Origin of the sequence: Leptogranulimonas caecicola (genome assembly GCF_023168405.1) — a bacterium.
Taxonomy (GTDB): domain Bacteria; phylum Actinomycetota; class Coriobacteriia; order Coriobacteriales; family Atopobiaceae; genus Leptogranulimonas; species Leptogranulimonas caecicola.
Genome location: NZ_AP025285.1, coordinates 1,870,871 through 1,885,280 on the forward strand (window position 1 = coordinate 1,870,871; position 14,410 = coordinate 1,885,280).

Annotated in this window: 9 protein-coding genes; 1 reads left to right on the plus strand and 8 read right to left on the minus strand. The window is 60.6% G+C overall.

The window, feature by feature from the left end:
• Positions 1-10 precede the first annotated feature (10 nt).
• The 4 genes from OR601_RS08160 to OR601_RS08175 form a co-directional block, all read right to left on the minus strand.
• Positions 11-1,264, minus strand: coding sequence for a DNA recombination protein RmuC (locus tag OR601_RS08160; RefSeq protein WP_265591675.1), 1,254 nt, complete (start codon positions 1,262-1,264; stop codon positions 11-13).
• 148 nt (positions 1,265-1,412) lie between these two features.
• Positions 1,413-2,849, minus strand: a complete 1,437-nt coding sequence (locus OR601_RS08165; RefSeq protein ID WP_265591676.1) for an aldehyde dehydrogenase family protein — start codon at positions 2,847-2,849, stop codon at positions 1,413-1,415.
• Between the two features lie 171 nt (positions 2,850-3,020).
• Positions 3,021-5,237 (minus strand): isopeptide-forming domain-containing fimbrial protein, encoded by a 2,217-nt coding sequence (locus OR601_RS08170; RefSeq protein WP_265591677.1) that lies wholly within the window; start codon positions 5,235-5,237, stop codon positions 3,021-3,023.
• Between the two features lie 289 nt (positions 5,238-5,526).
• Positions 5,527-6,447 carry a proline iminopeptidase-family hydrolase gene (locus OR601_RS08175; protein ID WP_265591678.1) on the minus strand — a complete coding sequence of 307 codons (921 nt, stop codon included), beginning with the start codon at positions 6,445-6,447 and terminating at the stop codon, positions 5,527-5,529.
• A gap of 159 nt (positions 6,448-6,606) precedes the next feature.
• Here OR601_RS08175 and OR601_RS08180 point away from each other — a divergent pair, with 159 nt between their 5' ends.
• Positions 6,607-8,253, plus strand: a complete 1,647-nt coding sequence (locus OR601_RS08180; protein WP_265591679.1) for a peptide ABC transporter substrate-binding protein — start codon at positions 6,607-6,609, stop codon at positions 8,251-8,253.
• A gap of 385 nt (positions 8,254-8,638) precedes the next feature.
• Here OR601_RS08180 and OR601_RS08185 read toward each other — a convergent pair whose 3' ends face one another.
• The 4 genes from OR601_RS08185 to fusA form a co-directional block, all read right to left on the minus strand.
• Positions 8,639-10,081: a hemolysin family protein gene (locus tag OR601_RS08185; RefSeq protein ID WP_136011840.1), complete on the minus strand. Its 1,443-nt coding sequence runs from the start codon at positions 10,079-10,081 to the stop codon at positions 8,639-8,641.
• 206 nt (positions 10,082-10,287) lie between these two features.
• Positions 10,288-10,476, minus strand: a complete 189-nt coding sequence (locus OR601_RS08190) for a heavy-metal-associated domain-containing protein (protein WP_136011839.1) — start codon at positions 10,474-10,476, stop codon at positions 10,288-10,290.
• A 189-nt stretch (positions 10,477-10,665) separates the two neighbouring features.
• Positions 10,666-11,853 (minus strand): FprA family A-type flavoprotein, encoded by a 1,188-nt coding sequence (locus OR601_RS08195; protein ID WP_265591680.1) that lies wholly within the window; start codon positions 11,851-11,853, stop codon positions 10,666-10,668.
• A 368-nt stretch (positions 11,854-12,221) separates the two neighbouring features.
• Positions 12,222-14,276 (minus strand): elongation factor G, encoded by a 2,055-nt coding sequence (gene fusA, locus OR601_RS08200; RefSeq protein WP_136011837.1) that lies wholly within the window; start codon positions 14,274-14,276, stop codon positions 12,222-12,224.
• Positions 14,277-14,410 lie beyond the last annotated feature (134 nt).

A 14,410-nucleotide genomic window follows, 5' to 3' on the forward strand; every position in this document is an offset into this window, starting at 1 on the left:
GTGCTGCAGACTAGAGCTCCTCACCTTCCAGCTCAAAGGGGTCAGACCCCGCAGTAGAGCCCGCGCCCCCTTCTTGGGTAGGCAGCGCGATAGAGCGCAGCTTGCGTTCCATCACATTGGTGCGAGTAGTGATAATGGACTCCACCGTGTTGCTGGCCGTATCTATCTGGCGCTTGGCTTTGATAAGAGCCTCTTGATAGCGAGGGAGCTCGGCCTTAACCGCTTGCAGAATGCGAAGCACTTCGTCTGTGCGCTGTTGAAGCTCGAAGGTTTGGTAGCTCAAGGCCAAGCTGTTGATAAGTGCGGCCATGGTAGACGGACCAGTTACTACCACGTTATAGGTGCGTTGGAGCGTCTCCAGCAGACCCGGCAGCGACACCACCTCTGCATAAAGGCCCTCGAAGGGCACGAAGAGCACGCCAAAGGCGGTGGTATGAGGAGGAGCTACATATTTGGAAGCAATATCTGAGGCCTCGCTCAGGATGCGGTCCTGCAAGTGCTTTTTGGCTGCCGCAATCTGAGCCTTATCGCCTGTGTCATAAGCATCCAACAAAGCCACGTAGGTGTCCCCGGGAAACTTCGCGTCTATAGGAAGCAAGACGGGGTCGCCTTGAGCTACCGGCAGTTTGACGGCGTACTCCACACGATCGCGGCTCCCAGGCTTGGTGGCCGCGTTTTCCAGGTACTGGGAGGGAGCCAGGATGTCTTCCAAAATCGCCCCCAGCTGCACCTCCCCCAGAATGCCGCGAGTCTTCACGCCTGAGAGCACGCGCTTGAGGTCGCCCACAGAGCCTGCCAGGTTTTGCATGTCGCCCAGGCCCCTGTAGACAGCCTCCAACTGCCGGGAAATCTGTGCAAAGGAGACTGAGAGCTGCTCGTTGATGGCCGCCGTGAGCTTTTGGTCCACCGTCTGGCGCAGCTCGTCGAGTTGGCGGGTATTGTCCTGGCGCAACTGAGTGAGGGCGCCGGCCAGGGTTTGATCCATATGGGCCAATCGAGCGTCTGTGCGATCGCGATCTGTGCCCAGCTGAGCTGTGACATCGCGACGCAGCTCATCAACGCGCCCTGCCATGGCCGCAGAGGTTTGGGCAAGGCCATCCAGGCGGCCCAGCACCTGCGATTGCTGGTCAAGGAGCCTGGTTTGTACCCCTGTATCTGCATTCTGCTGCGATTGGGTGTCTTGACGCAGCTTTGCAAGACTCCAAAGGGCGATGGCCGCCGCTCCCACCGCCACCGCAATGGCACAGATCTCTCCTACCGACATAGCACTCCCTGCTCCCCGGACACTACAGCTACACGCTCTAAGCGTATCGAACATCTGTACGCCTTAGTATAAGCGAGCCAGCGCCCCTGTCATCCCAGATTCTGAGGAAGTTTTTCTCGGCAGGAAATGCACTATGAGGACTGTCTGGCTAACGCACCAGCAAGCGGATGACGGCGTTGGATAAAGAGTTGTAGGGCTGGTAGCGCATGGGCAAGTCGATAAGGCACGACTTTTTGAGCATGGCCTTGTAGTTGGTGAAGGTATCAAAGGAGAACTTTCCGTGATACCGCCCTAAGCCGGATGCCCTGTTGCCGCCAAAGCCAATGTTTGAGACCGACACCTGCATGATAGTGTCGTTGATGCAGCCGGACCCAAAGGATAGTTGCTTGAGATAATAGTCGATGATGCTCTGATTGTGCGTGAAGAGGTAGGCAGCCAGCGGCGTGGGCAGCGAGCGGATTTGCGACCATGCTTCATCGATGGAATCGAAGACCATAATGGGCAGGATGGGACCAAAGATCTCTTGGCTCATCACCTTGTCGGCAGGCTGCACGTTATCCATCACGATGGGGGCGATGCGGCAGGCAGCGTCATCGTGCTGGCCGCCAAACACCACCTTGGCAGGGTCTACCAGGCCCAAGATGCGCTGGTAGTCGCGCGGCTTGCAGATCTTTCCCCAATCGGGATTGTCCAGGGCGTTCTCGCCGAATTGGCGCACGATCTCGTCTTTGACCGCCGCCACGAAGGCGTCGTGGGCCGAGCGGGCCACCATCACGTAGTCGGGGCACACGCAAGTCTGTCCACAGTTGAGGAACTTTCCAAATACAATACGGCGCGCCGCCACCTTGATGTGCGCATCGTCACACACGATGCAGGGGCTCTGGCCTCCCAGCTCCAGGGTGACCGAGGCATGGATCTTTGCCGCCTGCTCCATGACGTAGGCTCCCACCCCTTTGGAGCCGGTAAAGAAGACGTGGTCGACGGGCTGGGCCAAAAGGGCATCAGCGATGTCGTGGGACCCCAGCACGCAGGCAACATGCCGGAAGTCAAAGGCCTCAGCGATAAGAGATGCAAGTGCTTGACCCACGTGCGGCGCCGAGTCGCTAGGACGCACGATAACGCAGTTGCCTGCAGCCACTGCTCCCACCAGAGGCTCCAGCGCCAGCATCACCGGGTAGTTCCAGGGGCTCATCACATAGACGACCCCTTTGGGGTTAGGCACATCAAAACTGAGCGCAGGGAAGTTGATAATACTAGGCGTCTTTAGTTGCGGCTTTGACCAGCTTCTCAGGTGGGCGATTTGATATTTGGTCTCCGAGAGCACCAATCCCACTTCGCTCATATAGGTCTCCTGGGCGCTCTTGCCCAGATCCTCTTTCATAGCCTTGGCCAGTTGCGGCTCATGGTCTTTCACCGCATCGTAAAAACGCTGAAGCGCCAGGATGCGGCGGTTCACGTCCAGCGTCGCCCCGGATTCAAAATAGGCACGCTGGCTGCTCACCAGCTGCGCCGGATCGATTTCTGGCTGGGACGGTACGGGTTTCTCGGCAGGAGAAGCCGATTTCGACACGGTTTGATGATCCATGATGCTTCCTTTGGGCGACGATGTGCATGAGATGCATGTACCCGTTGAAAGGCTCGCCCAAGGCGATGCCGAGAAACCCTGCCGCCGTTAATGGGCGGGTGCCTGAACCCGTAAAAAAGGCGCTCCAAGACAAGGCTTGGAGCGCCTGGAAGGTGGCGCCTGGGGTATAGCTCAGCGGTCGGCAGCCCTACGGCGGCGAAGCACTGCCATGGTGGCGCAGGCCGCAGCGCCAAAGGCAAGGCTTACAGTAAGGGCGCCGTCGACCACCCGGTCGCCAGTGGCAGGGATGACGGCCACAGAACGCAGGGCTTTCTTAACGGGGGCCACAAGGTCAGACCCGTTGGCCTCGTTTTCTGCATAGGGGTCCTGGACGGTCTTGATCTCGGCGATCCCAGCAGCGTCTACCGCCACAATGCCTCCGGACTGGATGCCTGAGGAACCATCGCCGGAGGGGTCGGTGAGACCAAAGCCGGTGCCAGAGGCGCTGGCGCGGTTGACCACGGCTGTGCCATTGGCGGGTTTAGACAGGTCGCAGGCGAAGGTGACGCGCCAGACCTCGCCGCCTTGGATAGTGCCAATAGGTACGGTAAGCTCGCGAGTCTCAGGATCGTAGAGGTCGCGGGCGAGGCGCTCTTGGGTGCCGTCGGGATGGATCAGCGTGAGCGACGTGGCCACCATAGCGAGGCCGTCTGGCAAGGTGTCATGCACCACCACGTCTTCCCAGGCGGTACCCGGCTGACTGTTGCCCGCCTCGATGGAATAGGTCACTTGGTCACCCTCGTAGTAGCCATTGGGATGGTCGTCATCAATCACAGTCTTTGCCACGGTGGGCTGGGGGATGGCGAACTTGATCCAGCCTGAGGGGAAGATCTTCTGAGACTGCTGCTGCTCGCCCTTCTTGTCTTCGGGCGTGTTGCCATCGACGGTGGCGACGTTGCCAATGTCGTGGGCTTCAGGAGTCGCCTCATCCACAGCAGAGCGGTTGACCTTCGCCTCGAAGGTCACAACCACCTTCTCGCCCCCAAAGATGTTGCCCACAGGAACCGTGAGGGTATGGGTCTCGTCGTGGTAGACGTCGGCAGGATCCATAGCTTCCTGGGCGCCATCCGGGTAGGTGACCTTCACGGTATCAGGGACCAAGTCAAGGCCCAGGGGCAGCAGGTCTGAGGCCACCGCATCCTTGAGCTCGGAATAAGGATGGTCGTTGGCCACCGTGACCGTATAACGCAGAAGGTCGCCCACCTGGGCATCGGTGACATCGCCGCGGGTCACATTGGTGACCTCCTTGGTGACGGTGGGATCCGGGTTCGCGGGGAGCACCTGTTCGCTGCCAGGAGTCGGCGCCTCGCGCTGGAGCTCCTCCACCGGCGAGCCGTCTGGATTCTCGCCTGTGACCTTCACAGAGATGTCTACCTGCGGGTCAAAGGGATCGGTGGGGTTGGGATCGTCGGGATCAGAAGGATCCGTGGGCTCATTGGACTTAGGCGGCAGCGCCTTGCCGTTGACCTTGGTAGGGATATGCACCTTTACCTGGGAATCTCCAGGCACGTCACCAATGCGCAGGGACACTGTGCGGGTTTCAGGGTCATAAACGTCTTTGGGATCCAGTGTTTGGGGGGTGCCGTCGGGGCGCTCCACGGTGATGGGCTCGTCCATGAGGTCGACGCCGGCGGGCAGCGGCACAGAGACGTTCACGCCCTGCCAGTAGCTGGTGGGATCGCCGGTGTTAGAAGCGGTCACTGTGGTGACCAGCTTGTCGTCCACCTGGGGATGCTCGGCCTTTGGATCGGTGATATTCTCGGTCTTTACAGTTACCTCAGTCTTGGGGTTGGGAACCCATACGGCATAGTAGGTGCGGGTGTCGTCAGGCTCTTCCCAAAGCTGCTCGTCGCCGTCGAAGTTGGGGATGAGAGAGCCTTGCTCGGTGCTCCAACCCATGAAGGAGTAGCCCTCGCGCACCGGCGTGCCCTCGGGCGCAGTGACCGTCTTCAGGGCTTCGGAGTGCTGCACGATGGGGTCGGAAGAAGCGGGGTCGCCTTCGTTCTCGCCGGGCATCTCGCCGCCATCCAGATCAAACACCACGTCAATGGGTTTGGGCGACCACTGGCCATAGAGCACCATGTTCTTAGTAATGGGAGTGGCTGGGCCAAAGGAATCGCCAGAGCCGTCAGCCTTGGTATTCCAGCCATCAAAGCGCCAGCCGTCGGTGGCAGGCGTGACAGGCACGCCCTCGGCAGCGCTGGCCGAGCCGGGATAATAGGCGGCTGCCACGGTGTCGCCAGGCAGATAGGCACCAATGTCGTAGTAGTAGGGGCTTGCATTCTTTTTGGTATTGAGCGCTTGGCGCAGCCCCGTGCCACCGGCACGCCAGAAGGCAATGGGCTCCACCTGGGGGCGCTCCCCCTGAGAGGCAGGCTTTCTTATTATTTACTGCCCTGATCGACACCGCGCATTTTCTTATAATATTAAGAAGATATATATTATGAACATATAAGAGACCAAGACATTGTTGGGCACCCTGAGTGCAGGTTTTTCTCGGTAGGATTTGAGGGCTGCACAAAACGCGAGATCCCCACGCAACAGCGTCATCGCGCAGGGATCCTTTAGATGTATTTTTATATTGTGCAAGTGATATCGACGACGGCATTAGGGCGCGTGCCGGCGACGAGCCTGAAGGCTATGCCGGGTCATGCTCAGAGAGGAAGTCCTCCACCAGGGCGTTGTAGGTCTCGGGGATCTCCAGATGCACGCAGTGGGTGCCGCGCAGAAGCTCCCAGCGGGCGTTTGGAATGCCGTCGACGATCTGTTTGGAGATGAGCGGGGTGGACTCGTCGGCGTTTCCGGAAGTCACAAGGGTGGGAATGGTGATGGAGGGCAGTTCATCCACCACGCTCCAGTGGGAGAGCTTGCCGGTGACCACGAACTCACTCATCCCCTGCATGATGTGGTACACCTCGTCGCCATGGGGGTTGGGGATGGGGCGCCGCAGGTTGTTGGGACGCTGGTCCTCAGGGACGAGGCTTACATGGCGGCGGTAATACAGGTCGCTGGCGGCTTTGACCTCAGGGCGCTCATAGTCTCCGTCGCGGTCGGCCTGGGCCAGGGCCGCCTCCATCTCTTTAGGCAGGTAACTGCGCAAGCGCAGCGCCTCTTCAAGCCACAGGTCAAGGGAGGCAGGCGAGCTGGCGATGACCATGGAAGCGACGCCTTTGGGATGATGGGTGGCGTACTGCAGCGCCAACATGCCGCCCCAGCTCTGACCCAGCAGATGGCACTGGTCCAAGCCCAAGTGCTCGCGCAGGCATACCAGCTCCTCTTCGAAGAGCTGGGCAGAGGCCTCCTCTTGGGGGTTGGCCAAAGGGGTCGAGTTGCCGCAGCCCACCTGGTCGTAGTAGATCACCTGGCGGCCATAGCGCTGCGCAAGCTCGTCCAAGGAGCGCAGGTAGTAGTGGGTGTTGCCAGGACCTCCATGGATGGCGAGCAGCGGGAGCTTATGGGCCGACGGCTCCCCCACCACGCGATACCAGGTCTTATAGCCATGAAAGTCCATGGCGCCCACTTTTTCTTGAAGCGTCATAGCAGCCCCCTTCGAGGTCATGAAGCACTCTTTCCGTCGCGATGGGCCAAAAGGCCCCACATCAGGCCCCCAGTGTAGGGTCCCTTGATTGCGTCCCTATTAATAGTGGACTCTCGTTTCTTGAAGGCAGGGGTTTCTCGGTCACTATAAGGCCACTTTAGTTTGACAGAGGAGGGTCCCATGAACATCCAGCTCAGCCGCGCCCAGTTTTTGAAGGCAAGCGCAGCAACCTTGGCAGCCTGGGGCGTGGCGTCACCTTTAGCCGGTTGCAAGACCGGCAGCGGCGCTGAGGCCGTCTTTGTCTACGGCATCCAAAACCCCACCGGCATCGAGCCCTACACCCTTGAGGACGAGAACGCCATGGCCGTGTGCTACCAGCTGTTCGACCCTCTCACCCGCTACAACCCCCAAACCCAGGAGCTGGATCCCCTCGTAGCCAAAAGCTGGGAATCCAACGAGACGGCAGACGAGTGGACCTTCCATCTGCGCGACGACGTGACCTTCCACGACGGCAGCAAGGTCACCGCCGCATCCTTCATCTACGGATGGACGCGCCTGGTGAATCCAAAGTCCTACGACACCCCCTCGGCTGTGGGCTACCACCTGTCCATGGTGGACGGCTACGACCAGCTGGTGAGCGGCGAGAACGTGGAGTTCACGGGGCTTTCTGCTCCCGATGACACCACCTTAGTGGTCAAGCTCTCGGCCCCCTACGCAGACTTCCCCTACGTATGCTCCACTTGCACGCTGGCTCCCATCCCAGAAGGCATGGGCACCGGCGATAACTACCAGTCTTATGCGGCCGCCCCTGTGGGCAACGGCGCCTTCAAGATGAAAGGAGAGTTCAAAGACGGTCAATATGTTGAGCTAGAGCGCTATGAGGATTATTGGGGCGACGTTCCCAAGATCTCGGGTGTGCGTTTTACCGTATACCGCGACGTGCTCACGTCCTATAAGGAGGTGGAGGCCGGCAGTTGCGACTGCTCCAATGTGCCCCTCAACCAGTGCATGCAGTCCAAAGAGACCTACGGCGAGGCCGAGGACGGCGGTTATGTGGCTAACCCCGGCCACCAGTACTTCTCTGGCGAGATGCTCTACACCCAATACCTGGTGTTCAACATGGGCGCCCAAGAGATCGCAGACATTCGCATTCGCCAGGCGCTCTCCCTGGCCATCAACCGCGACGCCATCTGCACGAACGTGTACCAGGGCTCTGCCGAGCCAGCCACAGACATCATTCCTCCCGCCATCGCAGGCTCCACCCCCGATACCTGGCCCGTGGAGTTCGACCGCGACCGCGCGGGCGCCCTGCTGGACGAGGCGGGCTACCCGGCAGACAGCAATGGGCGCCGCGGACTTGCCATCCAACTGATGACCAATGCGGCCAACGACAAGACAGAGTATGAGGCCATCATCTCCGACTGGGACGCCATCGGAATCGACGCCTCCATCAACCAGCTGGAATATGCCGCCATGCTGGACAACTACTACTCGGGCAACTTTGTAGTGGCAGCCCGTGGATGGTACGCAGACTACCCCATCGCCGACAACTACCTCTATCCGCTCTTCTCGGCATCCTCCAGCGACAATATGAGCCACTTCGATGACCCGGAGTTCGACCGAATGATCCTTGCAGCCCGCGCCGTGCGAGATGACCAGGAGCGCGTGGACGCCATGCACGCCTGCGACGTCTATGCTGCCGAGAAGCTCCCCATCGCCCCGCTCAACTGGCGCGGGCTTGCCAAATGTGCCACAGCGCGCTGCCATGACTTCCGCATCACTCCGCAGATCCTACCGGTAGCCGCGCAGATGACCATCGAAGGCTAGTGCGTCTCGCTCACATCCCACCCCCTTTGTTCTCCTAGGCGCTCTAAGAGAACTACCAGAGAGAGCAGCTGTTCTCCTAGGCGCTCTAAGAGAACAGTCATTTGGGCTCTCCGTACTCCTAGGCAGCTAAATAGAACCCATTCTGTTCTATTTAGCTGCCTAGGAGTCCATTACCGCTTGAAAAGCGTTCTATTTGGAGCCTAATAGCCATCGCCGCTTTGCAAGTTGTTCTCCTAGATACTCATCTAGCACATCGAGATGAGCGGGCTCAGATGGCCTCCACAGGAGGGGTCCCAAGATTGCCCCTTCGAAACGACGATGGGCCCTGGGATCTTGATCCCAGGGCCCATCACATCTCGCAGCATCTTTGGCACACGAGGACGCCTTAGCGTTTTTCCTGCTCGTCGACGGTGGCGTCTTCCACGTCCACATCTACCGGGGCATCTTTGTCGTCGTGGCCCTCGCGGATGCGGGAGAGCCAGCCGCCGTCGCGCTCATGGGAGCGCTCGGAGTCCTCATCGGCTTCCTCCTGCTCGGGATCGTGAGGCACCGGTGCGATCACGCGCAAGAGGGCGATGCGATTGCCGCGCATGGACTGCACGCGAAAGCGCCAGCCCTCTACCTCGAAGACCTCACCGGGACTGGGCAGACCGTCGGCCAGATCCAGGATGAAGCCGGCGATGGTCTCGTAGGCGTCGGAGTCCTCGATGGGCCAGCCCAGCTCAGCGGCGTCATCGATAGAGAAGCGGCCGTCCACCAGCCACTCGCGGTCGGCCAGCTTGGTGAGGTACTTGTTGTCGGGGTCAAACTCATCCTCGATCTCCCCCACCACCTCTTCGACGATGTCCTCGATGGTGATGACGCCGGCAGTGCCGCCGTACTCGTCTACCACGATGACCATCTGGTCGTGGCTGGTCTGCATCTCGGAGAGCAGCGGGATGATATCCTTGGTGTCAGGCACAAAGTCCGCCTCGCGCACATAACCTGCGATGGCGTCCTGGCCCTTGCCCTCGTCGATGATGGGGGCGATAAGGTCTTTGATATGCGCGATGCCCACGATGCGGTCCACGTCCTCGTGGAAGATGGGAATGCGCGAATAGCCCGTCTGGCGCATGCAGGCCAGCACCTCGTTCAAAGTGAGGGTGTCTTCCAGCGCCGTCATGTCCACGCGAGGCACCATCACCTGGCGAGCGGCCGCGTCGCCCAGGTCAAAGATCTCGTGGATCATGCTCTTCTCTTCATCGGTGAGCTCTTCTGCATCGCTCACCATGTAGCGGATCTCTTCCTCAGAGACGTTCTGGCGCTCATCGGCGCTCTTCACACCCAGCAGGCGCGAGAGGCCGTCGGCACTCTTGGCGGTGATCCAGATGAGCGGGCGCACCGCCTTGGTGAAGCCCTTCAAAAAACCCGCCACACCCTTGGACACGCCTTCGCAGTCTGCCAGAGCGATGCGCTTGGGCACCAACTCGCCCACCACAATGGAGAAGTAGGACACGATAAGAGTAATGATCACCGGGGCCAAGCCCGAGGCCACAGAGGCTGGCAAGCCCAAAGAGATCATCCATTGGCCAAAGGGGTCGGACAGGTTGGTGGCCGCCACAGCAGAGCTAAAGAAGCCCACCAGGGTGATGGCCACCTGGATGGCTGCCAACAGGTCGCCAGAATCACCGGAGAGCTCGAAAGCGGTGGCCGCCTTCTTGTCGCCCTCCTCCATGTCGCGCTCAAGCAGCGGACGCTTGACGTTTACCAGGGCCATCTCGCTCATGGAGAAAAAGCCGTTTACCAGCGTGAGCAAAAAAGTGACGATGATACTAAGAGCTACGTCCATCTAAGTGTTCGACCTCTAACGGTTGAAGGATTGTCTAACGATACTCGAGTGTTCATATTACCTAAAGGCCCCGAGCCGCCCAAATGCACGCTGTGCGACAAGCCCTATAGACAGGCTCCGCAGAGCTCAGGGCGGCCCGGACGCCTTTCTCTTGCCGAGAAACACTTGCACCCAAGGGCAGCAAAATCCCGGCTGCAGGGCTGGTTTTAGGCCAGCTTGAAGCCTGCGGCCTCGATGGCCTCGGAGACTTGCTGGGGAGTGAGATCTCCCTCGTAGGTGACGGTGCCGGTGGAGGCGTCTGCCTTCACGTCCTTGGCGCCGCGATCCTCAAGCTCCATGGCGACCAGCATCTCGCAGTGCTTGCAATGCATGCCTTCTACCTGAATGGTATTCATGGCAAACCTCCTTAGTGCCAGTGGGGACCATGCTGTCAGGAGCCACTCCGCTAAAGGCGCCCCAAAAGATCCCCGATGTGCCAAGAGGAGGAGTCCGCCTTGCAGGACCCCTCCTCTTGGATGACGGTCTTTTAGCTTAGGCCATCGCCGTGCAGGACCTGTGGCTCGCACCGGTGGCCAAAGCAAGAGTTACTCGGTCTCCTTGATCATGGCGCGGACCTTGGCCTGCAGATCGTCCAGATAAGCCTGGTCGGGGCGCCAGTTGAGGCTCACCGGGTCGAGCGGCAGCTGGAAGCCGGTGTCTGCCAGCACTTGCTGCACCTGCTTTTGGGCCACCGGAGCCCAGCCATAGGAGCCAAAGGCCAGACCTACGCGGGTGTTGTTGCGCGGGGACAGTCCGCGGAAATAGGTGAGGAACTTGGCCACGTTGGGCAGCATCTGCATGTTGAGGGTGGAAGAGCCTACGCACACATACTTGCAGTCCATGATGTAGGACAAGATGTCGCTCTCATGGGTGTACTTGAGGTCGAAGTAGCGGCAGTCGACCTCCTCTTGGACAAAGGCTTCGCAGATGGCCTTGGCCATCTTCTCAGTGGAATCCCACATGGTGTCATAGATGACTGCGCACTTGTCCACGCGCTCGTTTTGGGTCCAGTGGCTGTAGCGTTCCAGGATGTCAGGTATATGCTCGGTCCAAATGACGCCGTGGGCCGGAGCGATCATCTCGAGGTCAAGACCCTTGACCGCCTCGAGCGCCTTGGCGGCCTGCATGCCGTAAGGCTGCACGATGTTGGCGTAGTACTTGCGAGCCTGCTTCATGACCTCGCAGAGGTTGGAGTCCACGTCAAAGCGGGTAGTGGAGGCGAAGTGCTGGCCAAAGGCGTCGTTGGAGAAGAGCACCTTGTCGTACTCGTCGTAGGTGACCATGTTGTCAGGCCAGTGAACCATGGGTGTCTCAACAAAGGTGAGGGTGCGCTTGCCAATGTTCAAGGTGTCGCCGGTCTTTACGGCATTGAACTCGATGCCCGCCTCCTGGTAGTGCTTGGCAAACTCGCCCACGGCTTTGGTGGAGCAGTAGAAGGCGGCGTTGGGGCACGCTTGGGCGATCATAGGCAGGCTGCCGGAATGGTCCATCTCCACGTGGTTGGCAATGACCACGTCGATCTTGGCAGGGTCGATCACCGAGGAGATGCGCTGCAGCAGGTCCTCATGGAACTTGGCCTTCACGGTGTCGATAAGGGTGACCTTCTCATCGATGATGAGGTAGGCGTTGTAGGTGAGGCCCTTCTCGGTGGTGTAGCCGTGAAAATGGCGCTCGTTCCAATCCAGCGCGCCCACCCAATAGATGTCTGGCTTGATTTGCTGTGCGACCTGCATGAATACTCCTTTCCCCAGCAAGCGGCCGGGAAGGATCGTGAGACCGGCCCTCTACGCCGGCCTTCGAAGACAAAAATATACCGCTAAGTTATCCCCACAAACCCGTTGCCCCATCCCCTCGCTGCCGAGAAGATCGAACCCCCTCACAAGGGCATTGCCCCTCGTAGAACAGGCTGCCCATCCAGGCAATGCTGAGGGCCGCGGACGCACCCGGAGCGCGCTTGGGGGTATCCGCTCCACCAAAAAACGCGACCCAGCTTCCCTAGAAGGGAGGCTGGGTCGCCTGCTAAAGGGTGGGCGACGCTAAGAAACGGGCGTCAACCTGAGGCAACGGGGGTTTCTCGGCAGGGAAAAGGGCGCGGGGCGGCCTAACGGCCCTGGGAACGGCGCTCGCGATACTCGGCGGCCAGACGCTCCTGGACGTCGTGGGGCACCTGCTCGTAGCCCTCCACCTCGATGGAGTACTCGCCGGTGCCGCGCGACAGGGAGCGCAGGCGGGTGGCGTAGTCCACTACCTCGGCGTAGGGAGCGGTGGCTTGGATGCGCACGTCGCCCTTGTCGGTGGTGTCCATGCCTTCCACGCGGCCGCGGCACGCCGAGATGTCGCCCATGACGGAGCCGGCGTAGCTCTCGGGCACCGTGACCTCCATGTGGGCCATGGGCTCGAGGAGCACGGGCTCGGCCTGCTCGACGGCGTCCTGGAAGCCCAGGCGCGCGGCGGTGCGGAAGGCCATCTCGTTGGAGTCTACCGGGTGGAACTGGCCGTCGTAGAGGGCCACCTTGACGTCGATCATGGGATAGCCCGCCAGCACGCCCTCGCGCATGGTCTCCTGGGCGCCCTTGTCCACCGCGGGGATGAAGCCGCGGGGCACCGCGCCGCCTACGACCTCGTCCAAAAACTCGTAGCCGCCGTCGGGGTTGGGCTCGATGCGCATGCGCACGTCGGCGAACTGGCCGGCGCCGCCAGTCTGCTTCTTGTGGCGGCCATGGCCCGTGGCGGTGCGGCGGATGGTCTCGCGGTAAGGAATGCGCAGCGGCACCGTGTGGGCCTGCACGTTGGCGCGGCTCTCCAGGCGATCCAGCAGCACCGACACCTGGGCCTCGCCAATGGCAGAGATGACGGTCTGGCCGGTGTCCTCGTCGCGGTCCACCTTGAGGGTGGGGTCGGCGTCGGCCATCTTCTCAAGGAAGGTGTAGAGCTTGTCCTCGCTGCCGCGCTGGTCGGCCTCGATGGCGATGCGGTAGAGGGAGTTGGGGAAGCGGAAGGCTGCGGCCTCCACCTTGCCGGTGGCCGAGAGGGTGTCGCCGGTCTGGGCCTCCAGCTTGGGAACCACCACGATGTCGCCAGCCTCGGCGCTCTTTATCTCTGTCATCTCGCGGCCCATCATGCGGTAGATGTGAGCCAGGCGCTCGGACTTGCGGGTGCGTGCATTGGTGAGCTCGACGCCCGTGGCGATGGTGCCCGTAAGGACCTTGATGAACGCCAGGCGCCCCTGCTGCTGGTCGTTCATGATCTTGAAGACGAAGACCACCGGGCGGTTGTCGTCCGGGTCCACATCCAGCAGCTCGCCGTTGACCAGCGGTACCTTGCCGTAAGTGGCGGGGCTGGGGAAGTAGGCCACGATGTCGTCCAGAAGCGACACCACGCCCTCCTCCTTCACACAGACGCCGGCGAAGACGGGCACGAAGAGGCGCTCGGCGATGGCGGTGGAAAGCAGCCCCTCGATCTCCTGGTTGGTGAGGGTCTCTCCCTCGATGTATTTCATCATGAGCTCGTCGTCTGCCTCGACCACCAGGTCGCAGATGGCGTCGCGGGCAGCCTCTGCGGCGGCCACGTACTGCTCGGGGATATCGAAGACCTCCACCTTGCCGTTGGCGTCCAAGCGCCTGGACTGCATGCGTATGACGTCGATGATGCCCTCGAACTCATCCCCCACTCCCATGGGCAGCGTCACGGGAGCCAGGCGATTGCCAAACCTGTCGGTAAGCATGGCCAGGGTATCGTCGTAGTTGGTTTCAGAGCGGTCGATGCGGTTCACAAAGACGGCTCGGGCCAGCGAGAGGTCCTCGGCGGCATACCACAGGCGAGTGGTGGTGGATTGAGGGCCCGAAGCTGCATCTACCACAAACACTGCGGTCTCGCAGGCGGCCATAGCGCAATAGGCGTCGCCGATAAAATCTGGATAGCAAGGCGCATCGATCACGTTAAGACGGCAGTTCTGCCACTGGATGGGGGCTACCGAGAGCTTGATGGAGAACGAGCGCTTCTCTTCTTCTGGATCGTAGTCGAGAGTGGGCTTGGTGCCGGAGTGACCGCCCAGACGAGTGGTAGCACCGCTCAGATGCAGCATCGCCTCGGCCAGCATGGTCTTTCCCACACCGCCCTGACCTACAAGTACGACATTTTTCACGCTTTCAGCCATAGCTGCCTCCTTGCAGACGGTGCGTTAGGTGCGACTAGCATACCAGTGCATCGACGGTGAGGCACCCTGGATGCCCATGGCTTGGGTGAGCGGAAGGTACCTGAAACTGCAAGACGCCCGCAATGCGCCTTGCC

Bases quoted from the DNA above. Each gene is read 5' to 3' on its own strand.
- OR601_RS08175 (WP_265591678.1), bottom strand. From the start codon at position 6,447: ATGACCTCGAAGGGGGCTGCTATGACGCTTCAAGAAAAAGTGGGCGCC.
- OR601_RS08160 (WP_265591675.1), bottom strand. From the start codon at position 1,264: ATGTCGGTAGGAGAGATCTGTGCCATTGCGGTGGCGGTGGGAGCGGCG.
- OR601_RS08185 (WP_136011840.1), bottom strand. From the start codon at position 10,081: ATGGACGTAGCTCTTAGTATCATCGTCACTTTTTTGCTCACGCTGGTA.
- OR601_RS08165 (WP_265591676.1), bottom strand. From the start codon at position 2,849: ATGGATCATCAAACCGTGTCGAAATCGGCTTCTCCTGCCGAGAAACCC.
- OR601_RS08195 (WP_265591680.1), bottom strand. From the start codon at position 11,853: ATGCAGGTCGCACAGCAAATCAAGCCAGACATCTATTGGGTGGGCGCG.
- OR601_RS08180 (WP_265591679.1), top strand. From the start codon at position 6,607: ATGAACATCCAGCTCAGCCGCGCCCAGTTTTTGAAGGCAAGCGCAGCA.
- OR601_RS08190 (WP_136011839.1), bottom strand. From the start codon at position 10,476: ATGAATACCATTCAGGTAGAAGGCATGCATTGCAAGCACTGCGAGATG.
- fusA (WP_136011837.1), bottom strand. From the start codon at position 14,276: ATGGCTGAAAGCGTGAAAAATGTCGTACTTGTAGGTCAGGGCGGTGTG.